The organism is Prosthecobacter sp. (assembly GCF_049294395.1).
Taxonomy (GTDB): Bacteria; Verrucomicrobiota; Verrucomicrobiia; order Verrucomicrobiales; family Verrucomicrobiaceae; genus Prosthecobacter.
Map to the genome: position 1 here is coordinate 14992 of NZ_JBAQCR010000301.1, position 14518 is coordinate 29509.

A 14518-nucleotide genomic window follows, 5' to 3' on the forward strand; every position below is an offset into this window, starting at 1 on the left:
GTCGAGGTGTAGGCGGTTGCTGTCGTGCCCGCGTAAGCCGCGATGGCGGCGCCAGCGGTGAGCGCCGTCGTCGTGTTGAGCAGGATGTTATTGGAGGCGGTGAAGGTGGTGTCCATTTCGGTCGAGGCCAGCGCACGGATTCCATTCGATCCATTGAAGGCGAAGCTGACGCCCGAGCCGCCGCTACCCGTGTCATCCACGATCATCCAGGGAAGAATAGCGGCATTCTTTGCGCCGGCCGCTCCCGCCTGACCGATGGCCGTGGGCGCGGTGGCGAGCACCACGTTGGTCTTGCCCGGCGTGAGAAGAGTGGCGGTGCCCAGACCGGCACCGCGAACGAGCACAGTGCCCGTGTTGGCCGCACGGGTGATGGTGCCCGTGCCGGTGGTGGAAAGCGCCAGGGTGGAGGTGCCATTCACATCCAGCGTGATCAGATTGAAGCCGCCGGCAATGGTCAGGCTGTTGGCCCCCAGGGATTCATTCTGCGCCGTGATGTTGCCGGTGTTGGCCGTGAGCAGCAGCGAGCCGCCGTTCATGGTGATGGCGTGGGCATTGAGGCGGTTCACCGATGTGGCGCCGAGTCCGGCGTAGTCGAGCTGCAGCGTGTTAGAGGGGGTGAGGCCGGACACCGGACCGCCGTTGATGCTGATGGCCGTGGTGGCTGTTCCCAGAACCGTTGTCGATGTGCCGGAGATCACCACTTTGCCCATGGCCACGGTGAGCCCCGTCAAGGTGGAGGCGGCGGTGACGCCGGTGAGCTTCAGCGTGTTCGCGCCCACCTTCGTCAGGACGGCGCTGCCAGTCACCTGCGAGCCCAGCGTGAGATCGCCAAAGGTGGTGCTGCCGAGGCCGCTGGTCGAGTTGATGTAGTTCGTGCCGATGCTGGTGGCGGCCCCCAGTGTGACAATGCCTGCATAGCTGGCCGCCGTGGTGGAGGTATTGATCAATGCGCCGAGAGAGCTGACGGTGCCAGAGCCTGTGATCGTGCCGCTGCCGCCGTAGCCGACGCCGGTGATGGTCAGTGCGTTGGCATTGGCCACTGCGATGCCGTTCAAGTCGAGGACGGCACCGCTGGCTATGGTGAGCGTGTTGGATGCAGCGCCGAGGGCTCCGGCATTGCCAAGCTTGAGCGTGCCGAGTGCGATGCTGGTGTTGAAAACTTGGGATCCATTACCGGCATTGAGAGTCAGGGTGTTCGTGCCCTGTTTGGTCAGGGTTCTGCCGCTCCCTCCCACGATGGAGTTCAGCGTGAGGTCCCCATTGCCACCGACCGTGGAGCTGGAGCCCAGGGTGAGAGTACCACTCAAGCTCGCGGCGGTGAGGCTGCTGTTCCACAGCGCGCCGCTGGAGCCAGCGGCGAGAATGGCCGTCGGTGTCGCGGAAGCCGAGGGGATGAGAGCACCCGCGCCATTGATGGTCACATTGCCAGCCACTGCGCTCTGGCCATTGAGATCGAGCATGCCTGAGGCATTGAAGTAATAGGTGCCGGAGGCGCTCGTGGTCGCGGCCTGGGACAGGGTCACCGTGGTTCCGCTGATGGCGGTGATGTAGGTGCCGACGGGAATGCCTGCGCCGGAAACGGTCATGCCGACCTGCAGGGAGAGATTGCTGGCGGTGTCTGCGCCTGCCAGCGTGAGCGTGGTGGAACCGCTGGCGACGGCTGGCATGGAGGTCGTGGCGGTGTTGACGTTGCGAATGAGCGTGCCACCGAGGCTGGCCGTGGTTCCCGTGCTCAGGGCTGCGGCGTTGTTGAGCTGAACAAAGCCGGACTGAATGACGAGGTCACCGGTAAAGCCGGTGTTGCTGCCACCGAGGATCAATGTGCCGGTGCCAGCCTTGAACATGGCATTGGCCGCGCCTCCGCCGGCATGAGTGATGGTGCCGATCAAATTGAGCGTGCCCGCGCCCTGGCTGACGGTGTTGGTCGTGGCGATGACCACACCGTTTCCAATCGTGATGTCTCCATCCACGCCGACCCATCCGGCACCGTGGATGCCGTTGGTGCCGTTGACGATGTTGAGCATCGAGTTGTTGTTCAAGACCATGGCCGCGCCCGAAGTCGGCGCGATCACAGCGCCCAACGGTGAAGCCAGCGTGTCGATAGTAGCCGAAGCGCCGGCGGCGAGGGTGTAGTTGTTGTTGATGATCGCCGCAAAGTTGTAGCTGTTGGCCGAAGTCGGTGCTGCCGCGGCATAATACAGATTGCTGGAGGAAATGGACTGGAAGCCGCCGGTGGAGCCTGCCACGGTATTGCCGACGCCATTCCCGGAGGTGTCAGCGCCTGCGTAGAGCAGACGGTAGGAGCCGGAGTTGGTGGCGTTGTAGGCGGTGTAAGTGATGGTGTGGTAGCCGCTGCTCAGAGTGATCTGACCGTTGCCCGTGGCCTCGGTGAGTCCGGCATGAGGTCCGAGGTCGCTGATGAGCAGCTGCCCGTCGATGTAAAGCACGCTGGCGTCATCCGAGGCGCTGCGGAAGGTGTAGGTGCCGGCCGTGTTGATCATCAGCAGACCTTGAAGCGTGATGATGCCGTTGGTGTTTGAGGCCGTGGTCGCGGTCGCACGGTTGTTCATGCCTGCGTCGTTGATCTGACTCACGGTGCCAGTGCCCGAGAAGCCGATGCCCGCCACGTTGACATTGAGAGCGCCCTGCGCGGCGGCCAGGCTGCTGTAGGCCGCATTCAAGCCACCGACTGAGTAGCCCGTCGGCGTGGAGGATGGTGCGGTTGCGGGAGCCTGAATCAGCAGCGGATAGTAGTTGCTGCCATTGTAGCTGGAAAGCTCGATGGGATTGGTGGCGACGGTGGTCGTTGTCCCCTGAGTCACGATGTCGGGGAAATACAGGGAGCCCAGACCGATGTTGATCGGCTTGTTTCCCGGCGTGTAGCCGTAGACGTAGGCGGTCGTGCCAGCCGCGACGTTGAAGCGAGGAGCGCCCGTGGTGTCGGTGACGTTTTGGAAGATGATCGAGTAGGCATTGGCGCTGGCGAGATTCAGCACCTGAGTGCCGCTCATGGTGAGCTGCGGAATTTTGATGGCGTTGCCGGTGCCGTTGCCGGAGACGGTCACGCCGATGCTGGAGGCATTGCTTACGAAGAGGTTCGCATAGTTGGAGTTCGGATTGACGGTGATGGACAGGCCCTGATAAACAATGAGGCCGCTGTTGCTGAGGCCGTTGTTCTCAAGTGCGAGTGTGCCGTTGCTGGTGATGGTGACATTGGCATTGGCCAGAGGCAGTGGAGCATTGCCCGTGGCACCGCCAAGAACCATGACGCCTTCGTTGACGATGATGGAGCCACCGAAGCTGTTGTTGTTGGCCAAAGCCAGGGTGCCGAGACCGGTCTTGATGATGCCCGAAGTTCCGCCGCCCGCGCCGCCGTTGTCTGTGATCACACCGCCCAGCGTGAGGAAACTGCCGGGCACATCCACATTGATGGTGGTGTTGCCGGAATTGAGGGTCAAGGAGCCGTTGAGCGTGAGACCGTTTGGCCCCTTGTAGCTGAGATCATTGCCACCCAGCACCAGAGCGTTGGAGATCACGTTGGTGGTTGCTGTCGAAGTCAGATAGGTGCCGGTGCCGATGGTAAAGGTGCCCGTGCCGAGAGGGCCGCTGATCACCGGACCGCCCAGGCCGGCGGTGATGCTACTGCCACCGAAGGCGATGCCGCCTGCGGAAAGGTTCACGCCGCCATCGAAGGTGCTGGCACCGCTCAATTGCAGCAGGCCGTTGCCCGCCTTGGTGATGCCGACGCCCGCGCCGGTGGTGCCGATGCCAACAATCGGCGAGGTGATGGAGAGCGCCGCCGTGAGCTGCGTGATCGTGCTGCCAGCAATCTGAACGGGGTTCACCGTGATGGTGTTGTTGCCCGCAGCCAGACCAAGGGATGCGACACTGATGATGGACACTGTGGCGGGATTGCTCGAACTCGCCGTGATGGGAGCGGAGCTGGACAGATTGAGCACGCTGATGGGGATGGTGGCGGCCGTGGTCACGGTGGGAGCGGCTTCACCGCCGTTGTTGTTGAACACGAGGCTGTTCAGCGTCTGCGTGCCGGCCAGATTCACCGTGGACCTGCCGATGATGGTCAGCGTGTTGCTGGAATCGATCTGGCCGCCGATGCCGACCGCACTACCGCCGGAAGCACTGACACCAACGTTCAGCGTGGTGGCGGCGACGCCGGTGGTGCTGCCCACGAGCGTGAGTCCTCCCCCGGGAATCACGATGGTTCCTGCTGTGGCGGCCGCGAGGTTTACGGTGCCCTGATTGATGATTGTGCCGCCGGTGTAAGTGTTTGCAGCAGTGAGCGTGAGGGTGCCCGTGCCCGCCTTGTTCAGGCGCGTCACACTCCCGAAGCCGTTGTCCTGAATGATGGAATTGATCACCATGTCGGAGACAAAGGTCAGGGTCTGCCCGCCGCTGGTGGAGAGGGCATTGTAGTTGATGGACAACTGGTTGCCATTCAGCACCTGGGTGATGTAAGAGCCGTTGGGAATGCCCGTGCCGCTGAGCGCCATGCCCGCAAAGAGGCCGGTGGTCGAAGCGACGGTGACCACATTGCTGTTGAGCACGGTGCCGGTTCCCGCAACGCCCGTACCGGTGACCGCATTGTTGGTATTGTATACCACGAGCTCGGTGATGCCCGAGGTGTCCGTGCCACCGGTGGTCAGGAAGCCGCGGGTGGCGGGCGTGCCGATCATGGTGGAGCCCACGCCGCTGTTGCTGTGAAGGAGCCCCCCCTTGATGATGTTGAGCACATCGTCCGCACTGGTGAAGGCCAGGTCATTCTCAGTGGCACCGGCAAAGCGCAGGTAGTCCGTGGTGGCCCCGCCTGAAGGCAGGGTGATCACTTGATTGATGCCGGCGATGCCGTTCAGAATGTTGGTCACATTGCCCGCGCCAAAGCCATTGAGCGTGCCGCCGGAGTAGGTGTTCAGCACATTGGCCCCGGCCACCGCCGTGGTGGTGGTGACGGTGCCGCCGGACATGTAGCCACCAGCGTAGCCCTGATAGCCGACGGTCCCGACCGCACCGATGCCCATGGATGGATTGTAGCCGGCCCAGGTGTCCGAATTGGCAATGGCCCAGGCACCGATGACGCCGGTGGCGGTGCTGTAACCGAGACTGGCGCTGTCGGTGACGAGGATGCGCGGGTTCGAGCCATCCGCCCCCAGCGTGGTGCCGATGAAGTTCAAGATGGCATTCGAAGTGCGCGTAATGCTGGCGAAACCCAAATCCGCATTCGTATAGACCCCCGTGCCACCGACCGCCACGGTGATGTTGTTGACGCCAGAAGCCGCCGTGAGCGCCCCCAGACTCTCTGCAGTGTAGGTGTTGGCACGTCCGGTGAGAAAGAGGTTGCCACCATTCATGAAGATCGACGCGGCATCGTTGACGCGGTCATTGTTGTTGATGAACAGGCCGGTGTTGTTGTTCAGGCTGAGGTTCGCATAGTTCAACGTGATGGAAGATGTGTTCGCAAGCGTGGCGTTGTCCTGGAGCGTGAGTCCGCCGCCGAGAATGATCGTGGCACCGTAGTAGTTGTTGGCCGAGAGCATCGTGGTCGTGCCGCCGTTGACACGGGCAAAGGTGATGGCATTGGCCACGCTGCCGGTGATGCTGCCTGCCCAGATGCTGGTGGTGGCGTTTGTGACCAGCAGGGCGGAACCGTTGCTGCTGGTGACTGTACCGCCGGCACCTGGAACCGCACCGCCATTGCTGGTGAAGTTGCCAACGTATTGGACTGTGCCGTTCAGATCGAGCGTGGCTCCGTAGTTCACCGTCAGTGCGCCGCCGTTGTCGAACAAGGTGTTGTTCCCGGCTGAGAGCTTCGTGGTGCCGCCGTTGAGGATCGTGGCCCCGGTGTAGAACTGCCGGGCGGTGATGTTGAGGTTCCCGCTGAGTCCTTTGGTCAGGCCACCCGTGGCCACGCTGGCCACGGGGCTCGCGCTGTTCTGAAAGAAATTGGTGCCTGCCAGATTTTGATTGGTCATCAGAGTGCCGACGAGAGTGCCGCCAAGATTCAAGGTGGCGCCGCTGGCAACTTGAATGATGGCCTCTCCACCCGTCGTGCTGGGATTGACGGTGGTGGTGACGTTCACCGGCGCGAGCACGATGCGTGTGGCGTTCAGCGTGTTCGTGCCGCCGTTCACCAAAATGCCACCGCTGCTCAGGGTGAGTGAGAGATCGCTGGCCAGACCTGTCGCCGCATCGTTGCCCACCCCAACGGTGAGGCCGCTGCCATTGATGGAGAGCGCATTGAGGACGCGTCCACCCGGAGCCCCCCCGGCGGAGTAGAGCGCATTGGTGGTGGTGCCAGATACCTGCAGCGTGACCGTCGGTGTGGCGATGAGGCTGGCGAGGGTGACATCTGTAGGCGTGCTGTAGTTCGTAAAGGTGGTGAGACCACTGGCGCCCATGGCGGCCCAGGAGGTGCCGCCGATGGTGATACGCGGAAGCAGTGAATTGGCGGAAGTGGTGATCGCTCCATAGGAAGGCACACCAAAAGTGATCGCGCTGCCGGAGGCCACGCCAGAGGCGGCCACGGCCTGGTTCAGCGTGACCGTGGTGCTGGTAAGGCTTGCAATCGTAGTGCCGTTCAAGATGCCGACACCCGTCACGGCCTGACCAGTGACAAGGCCGGTGGTCGAGGCAAAGGTGAGCGTGGTCCCTGTCACGGCGGCCGCGCTTGTATTCAACAAGCTGCCAAAGTTCACCTGATTGGTGGCAGTGCCGAGAGCCACATTGGAAGTGACGTCCAGCGTGCTGCCGGCGCTGGCGGTCAATGAGGAGAAGTTCAGCTTGGTCGTGCCGCCGTTGCTGGTGATGTTGATGGCGCTCTGGCCGCTGGCCCCCATGGTCAAGATGCCCGCGGTTGTGCCTGTCGTACCTTCGATGGATCCTGCGCTGTTGCCGATGAAGTTGAGCGTGCCACCGGCGAGCGTCAGCGCACGGTTGGCCAGGCGGTTGGTCAGAGCGGATCCGCTGTTGTCCAGCGTGAGTGTCGCGGAAGGATTCACGGTGATGGCGGAGGTGGCGCTCAGGGCTCCGGCCGCCCCGCTGATGACTGTCGTGCCGCCGTTCAGCGTAGTCGCGCCGGTGTAGAGATTGGTCGCGGTCAGCGTCAGCGTGCCGGTGCCCGAATAGGCGAGAGCGTTGGCTCCCGTGCCTGCGTTATAAACCCCGCTGATCAGTGCATTGCCAGAACCGGCGATGGTCAGTGTGGAGGCGACGGTGTTGGTGATTCCGCCGGACAGAATCAAGGAGGAACCGCTGGCAATGTTGTTGGTCAGCACACGGCTGGCTCCCAGAGCCACGACACCGGCAAACTCAATGGAATTGCTCCCGGAGAGCACCGCCACCGAAGAGGCGATGGTCATTGGATTGACGATGGCATTGGCTCCCGTCAGCGCCAGAGATCCGGCGCTGAGTGTGCCTCCGGTAAAGGTGAAGGCGCCCGCTGCGGTGCCGAAGGGATTCTTGGCGTTCACGACGACGTTGCCCTGTGTCAAGCTCACCCCGCCGGTGTGCGCGTTGCTAGCGTTCAGAGTGACGTTGCCGAGGGTGTTGAAAGTCAGCAGTGAGGTATAGTTGGAAGGCAGTCCTGCATTGAAGATGGTGCTCCCCGTACCGCCGATGGTCAGCGCCGCACTGGCGGTGACGCTGAAGGGACCGCCGAAGGTGAGAGTGCCACTGGGGGCAATGTTGTTGAAGATGGAGCCTGCTGCGCCCAGGTTGATGATGGTCGTGCCGGTGAAGGCAATGGAGTTCAGACCGTTGAAGGTGAAATTGATGCCGGAAGTGCCGGTGAGCGAAACGGTGCTGGCGATGGTGGTGCCGCCCGCAGTCAGCGTGAACATCCCGCCAGTGGCCCCCAAGGTCAGCAGAGTGCCGGCGCTCATGCCCAGCGGATTGGCGCTGGTGGCGGAGATGGTGCTCCAGCCGGGGCCAATGCCGAGGAAACCGTCAATGGCAGTCACGCCGCCGGTGAAGGTGTTGGCGGCATTCAGAATCCAGACACCGCCGTTTCCTTTGCTCACCGCGAGAGCGCCACCGTTGTCCGCCAGCACGGAGGTGATGATGTTGGCGTCACGGCTTTCGCCCGTCAGAGTCAGGGTCTTCGTACCAGTGCCAAGATTGACGACTTTGGTGATGTTCAAGGCTCCGCTGCCGCTGGAGTCGATGGTGTTGGTTCCGGTGGTCGTGTTGAGATTGATGGTGCGGGTGACCGTTTCGCCAGTGCCGACGTAGAGCAGATAACCGCCGACGGTGGTGCCGTTGCCGAGGTTCAACTGGCCTGTGGCATCACCAAAGGAACTCGATGCGCCGCCTGCGCCGATGCTTTGAACCGCAAAGGCACCACCTCCGCTGATGGTGGTGTTGCCGGTGTAGGTGTTCGCCCCGTTGATGAGGAACATGGTGCTGGCGGGCGTGGACAAGGTCAGCGAGCTGCCGATGGCCCCGCTGATGTTACCGGCCAGCGTGTAGATGTCTGCGGCGGTGGTGGCGTTGTCCGTGACGGTGATGGTTCTGGAGCCACCATTAAGATCAATGGGGTTCAGAATGGTGGTGTCTGAGAGAGCGGTGGCTGAGCCCAGCATCAAGGTGCCGTTGGTGAAGCTGGAACTGCCAAAAGTCAGCGTCGAGAGTGAGGAAACGCCACCAATGGCAACGACAAGCGGTGAGCCTGATGCAGCAAAGCCGCCGTTGGAGGTGCCCGCCAGCCACTGCACCTGCCCGGCCCCGGTGCCGAGACTGCGGGTGAAAGTGCCGGAGGTTTCCAACACGCCGCCTGCCAATACCAGATTACTGTTGGCAGAAAGACTGCCCACATTGCCAAAGGTCAGGGCCGTACCGCTGGCCAGGGTGTTTGCGCTGCTCAGGCGGATCTGCAAGGGGCCGAGGATGCTGACAATCGTGGTGCCGGGGGCGATGCCGGAACCTGTAACCGTCTGGCCCACCACGAGTCCGGTCGTGCTGGCGAGATCAAGCACCGTGGAGGCGGTGGCATTGGAAATGGTGGTGGCGGTCGTGAGAGTGGAGCCTGCATCCTGAGCGCGCAGGGTGCCCGCCGAGATGGTGGTGGCACCGCTGTAGGTGTTGGCGGTGTTGCCGAGGATCCACAAGCCCGTGCCGGCCTTGGTCACGCTGAGCGCCGTGCTGTCGATGGTGTTGTTGATGAGCTTCAGATCGATTTCATTGTCTCCCGTGGAGGAGCCCTGCAGCGTCAGTGTCTTGGCTCCTGAAGTGGAAAAGGCGATGGAGCCGGTGTTGGTGAACCAGATGGCCGCGTGGTTCAGGTTGCCGGTGCCGACGGCGGAGTTCCCGAAGCCACCGGAGGAATCCAAAGCGCCATTGCCCGCCAGCGTGAACAGGCGGTTCGTCTGCACGGACGGTGCCTGGATGGTCGTGAGGAAGGAGCTGTTGTTTTGGCCCACATATTGAAGCACGCCCACCGCAGTGCCTGCGGAACTGCCGAGCACGAGGCTGGCGGCATTTCCCTGAGCGCTGCCGGTGCCGATGCTGCTGACGCTGCCGTAGTCCGCCAGCAGCGTCACGGCCAGAGTCCCCTGGGCGATGGTGGTCACGCCGCTGTAGGTGTTGTAACCGATGCTGCCCAAGGTCTGACCGGTGGGAGTGGTGCTGGCGACTGCGCCGTTGAGAGGATTCAGATACTGGGTACCCGAGCCGTTTTTGGTGACATTGAGCACACCGGCACCATCCTGAAGCAGGCCGGAGAAAGTGGCGCTGGCCGTGGTGGTGACGTTGTACGTGCCGATGTTCAGCGTGGATGCCGCGTTGCTGCCGCCACCGCTGTTGGTGATGGTGCCCGCGCCGGTGAGCGCCCCGATCGTGATGGTATTGCCCGCGCCGGCGGCATTAAGATCCAGCACGGCATCCTGACGGACGGCGGTGATGTTCCCAACGGTGGTGATGGCGCCCAACGTGGCCGTAGCACCCGAAAGCTGCAAAGTGCCGGCGTCGATGTTGACGTTGCCGGTGAAGGCATTGGCCCCGCTGATGATCAGCTTGCCTGCGCCTGCTTTGGTGAGCGAACCTGCGCCGCTGCTGATGGCCGCACGGATGGTGAGGGTGTTGGCATTGGTGCTGCCACCGGTGTAGACGATGATTTCACTGCCTGCTCCGCCAAGAGTATTGGCGGCGGCACTCGCACCGATCGTTGCGGAGCCGGTGGAGTTGTCAAACAGCACGCCGCTGGTGCTGCCCGCCGTGCCGAGCGTCAGCACGCCGCCGAGCGTCAACGTGGTATTGCCGGAGATCTTGAGCGCATTGATCGTTTCCGCCGCCGTGGTGGTGACGCTGCCGCTGCTGAGCCAGTAGGTGCTGGTGGCGGTGGAGAGCGAGGCGGGCAGGCCGGCCACATAACCCGAGTAGGCTGAAACCACGTACGGCCCGGTGCCCGTGACGGTGGCAAAGTCCACCGCGCTCGTGGTGGGATTGGTGTAGTAGGCGAAGCCGTTGTTGGTGGTGAGACCGATGATGCCGTTGACCAGTGTGGGCGATGTGGTGAACCGGATGGAGGTGTCAGCGCCGGGACTGAAGTTCAGCACCGCACCCGCACCGCGCGCGCCGATGGGGGTGGCACTGCCAAAGGTGAGCGTGGGCGTGCCACCATTGGCCGTGGTGATGATGTTCCCCTGCCCTGCGGTGGGGATGAGCTGCCCGACGGTCATCGCCGTGGTGCCTGCATTGGCTGATCCGAGCATTTGGAAAGTTCCGCCAGCATAGCCGTTTCCTGTCAGCACATCCGTGGAGAACACCAGGTTGTTGCTGCTGGTCAGCGGTGCAGAGCCGCTGCCACTGGCGGCGGTGGGCTGGACCTGCAACGTGCCTCCGGCCACCGTGACCGCGCCGCTGAAACTCTGCGCCACACCGGCCGCCCCAACACTGCCGAAGTAGAGCGTTCTGCCCGCGCCAATGGTGGCGGCGAGGGTGTTGTTGAGCACGATGTTGTTGCCGTAGATGGCCGTGATGATCGTCCCGGCAGGCACATTGGTTCCTGTCACGCTTTGTCCCACGACCAAGCCCGAAGCATTGGTCAAGGTGACCACATTGGTATTGACGGCGCCGTTGAAGGTCAGCGCGGTGGAGGCGGTGATGATGGCCGTTGTCGGGGCACTGAGCGTGATGGCGTTGGTGGTGCTGTTGATCGCGGTGATGGAAGCGCCCGCCGGAAGTCCGGCACCTGCGGTGACGACCATCCCCACATTGAGCCCCGCCGTGCTGGCCAGCGTGATCGTGGTGCTGCCAGAAGCCGTGGCGCCGCTGGTGGTGATGGTGGGAATGGTGGACGCCGATGAGGCCTCTCCACCAAAGACGATCGAGGCACCGCTGGCGATGGATCCGGAAGTGCCCACGCTCAGCGTGACCGTGTTGGTGGTCAGCGCACTGATATAAGTCCCCGCAGCGATGCCGGTGCCGAAAACCTGCTGCCCGACCGCCAGCCCGGTGGTGCTGGCAAAATTAAGCACCGTTCCGCCGCTGGAGGTGGTGTTGTTGGTGGCCACCGTGGCACCTGCAGCGACCGCAGCGGCCACATAGGAGGAGGCCGTGGGCGCATAGAGCCAGGTGCCGGAGCCGCCCTTGATCAATGATGTCCGGTTGGCCGCGAGAGTGCCGTTGTCCAGAATGACGCCGGTGATCTGATTGATCACCGCAGGAGTGTTGAGGGTGTTGTTGTAGCCTTCGAGGTAGAGCGTCTTGGCTCCCGCTCCCGGAGCGGCGATGTTGCTGGTGAGCACGAGTGCCGTGGCGCCCGTGTTTGCCGCTGCCTGCTGCTGATTGGCAAACAGGACCGCGCCGCCTGTCGTGCCTGAGAGCAGGACGGCCTTGTTGGAAGTTTCCCCGGCACCGCCTGCGGCTGATCCCAGATAATTCAGAATGCCGTTGGTGCTGGTGCTGCCAATCTGGATGCCGCCGCTGCCTGTGCCCGTGGTGGTGTTCACGTTGAGCGCGCTCAGCGCATTGACGTACACACTGCCGTTGGTGATGTTGAAGACACCGACGTTCGTGGAGGCGGTGCCTTGAATGGCCAGTGCGCCATACCCGGCCTTGGACCAAATCTGATCCACATTGCCCACGGAGCTCATCAGATTGCCCGTCAGCAGAACATCACCGTTGGCGGTGATGGTGTAGGTGCGGGTGGCTGAGCTGTCCTGGGAGAGGAAACTGGTGTTCAGGGTGAGCAAGCCGTTGAGGTTGCTGGTATAGCTGTGGTTGTTGCCTGTCGTGGCAGAGAAGCCGTAAGCGATCGTCCCACCGGATCCGATCGTGATTCCATAGCCGTCATTGCCGTTGAAAGTGGTGACGAGCGCGCTGGTGGATGTCAGTGCTTCATTGAGACCTGGTGAGATGACGCCGTTCACACTAGCGCCACCAAGGGTGACGGTTTGATTGATGCCCACGCCGCCCACGGCACGACCTGCATAGATAGCGGTGCCTGAGGCACTGACATAGGAAACTGTCTTCTTCGAGAAATCCGTGTTGCCTGGGTCCACGCGCAGCTCGTAGGTGCCGGCATAGGAATACATGGATTTGTTGTCAACGGCGGCGCCCAAGGCACCCGGGGAGTAGGCGCGCAGAAACGAGCCTGTCACTTCCACCGCACCGAGGAAGTTGTTGTAGGGATTGGCCAGGGTCACCTGCCCGAGCAGGCCACCACCGCTCCAGCGGTAGAAAGAAAGCGCGCCCACCGCCCCCCCGGTCACGAAACCGTTGAAGAGGAAATTGCCGTAACCATTGACCATCAGGTCAGTGCTGCCTGCAATGTTGATGGTGGACGTATTGCTAAACGTCATGGTGCCGGCGACAGACCCCACACGCGTCTCAGTGTTCGACGCCGAGGTGAAGATGCCGCTGTAAGTGTTGTTGCCGATGTTTACCAACGCATAACCGGCGCTGTTGTTCGCACCGCTGATGCCGTAGCCGGCCACACTGAGATTGCGGGTAAAGTTCATGCCGGTGGTGCCGCCCTGAACCACCAGCGCACCGCCAGCCAGTGAGCTGTTCAATCCTGAAACCGTGATCGTGGTGGTGGAAGCCCCGAGCTGCCCCATGTTGCTGACGACCAGGGTGCCGCCGAGGACGTTGGTAAAGCCAGTGTAGCTGTTGTTGTTGTTGGTCAGGTAAACCACGCCACCTCCCGTGAGCGCGATGGAACCGCTGCCGGACAGCAGGCCGGCAAAGGTGTTCCATGAGCTGGAGTTGGCGATGTTGGCATTCACTGAATAACCGCCCACCGCCGAGGTGAGCGCGCCACCGAGCGTGAGCACTGCGCCATTGCCGAGCACCACATTGCCCCCCAGAGCACCGCCGCCAGAGAGAGAGCCCACGGATTGATTGAAGCCATTGAGATCCAGCGTGGCTCCGGCAACATTGGCCAGCGACAGCGCCGAGCCCGAACTGAGAGCGTAGGCGCTTCCTGCTTTCAAAGTACCCGCCAGTATGCTGGTGGCTCCTGTGTAGGAATTGATACCATAAAGTGTCACGATGCCCGCGCCCGAACTGTTGACGGTGAGACCACCCGTTCCGCTGATGCCACCGCTGAGCGTCATGCCCCCGGTGGATGTGTTGGCGAGAGTGAGCAGATTGCCGCCGTTGCTGAGGCTCCCCACCACGGAGAGCAGACCGCTGGAGCTGTTGGTGAATGATCCGGCGGCCCCCAGCGCCAAAGTCAGATTGCTGTCTCCGATCGTGATCGTCCCGCTTGAGGACCCCACCACAATCCCACCTGCTCCAAGAGTGAGCACCTGCGCCGAGCCGTTGCTGCCCAGCGTGTAACCGGGCGCATCAAAGCTCAGCCCGTCGGCGGTGATTCCTGTGGCCAAGGTGACCAGACCACCCGTGCCCTGAAAGGACGCCGTGTTGCCACCGTCATTCGTCCAGAGGTCGTCGGCTCCGCCGGTCAGCCAGCTGGGAGTGGACAGGTCCCAGGTGCCGTCACCGCCGCTGCCCGTCAGATCTTGAGCGGGATCCCAAACGAAGATCGCTGCGTTCAATGGAACTGGCAGCGTCATGAGAGGAATCAGCAAGCACAGGCAGATGCCAGTCAAACGAGCCAGTGGAGATAGACGTGCATCCAAAGGTCTTGGACGGTGCAAATCACCTCTTTTCTTGAACAGTGTTAAGCCGTGCAAGGCATGAGCATGCCAGGAAAAAACAGAAGAGAAGCGCTTCATAGTGGGGGGACGAGCGCCTCTCACCTCAGCATAGGCTGATCCAATCCCCGGTTCTCCAAGACCCCGAATTCCGCTAATTAGACGCTATTTGTGCACCTTGGTACTTTTGTGCCTTTTTGCAATTCGCCTGTGCACCCGTGCCAATTCTTCAGAACACGCGTGGGCCTTATTTATGGAAACCGGGGGAGGAATTTTAGCCTCTGGTCCGAATGAGTGCAGATCATCTTGCCCCCCTTGGGTCGCTCCCCGCGCACCTCAGCCTCTCTTCTTTGATGGTACCGGCGGTCGGACTCGAACCGACACATCCTCACGGATACAAGATTTTG

At 62.3% G+C, this 14518-nt stretch carries 1 protein-coding gene (cut by a window edge); it reads right to left on the reverse strand.

All coding sequences use genetic code 11. The annotated features are described in order from the left end of the window. On the reverse strand, window positions 1-14030 hold the 5' portion of the coding sequence (locus tag WAW39_RS20000; RefSeq protein WP_422320930.1) for an autotransporter-associated beta strand repeat-containing protein. It extends 13273 nt beyond the left edge of the window; 14030 of the gene's 27303 nt are visible here — the first part of the coding sequence; its start codon is at window positions 14028-14030; the stop codon falls past the left edge of the window. Between the last annotated feature and the right edge of the window lie 488 nt (window positions 14031-14518).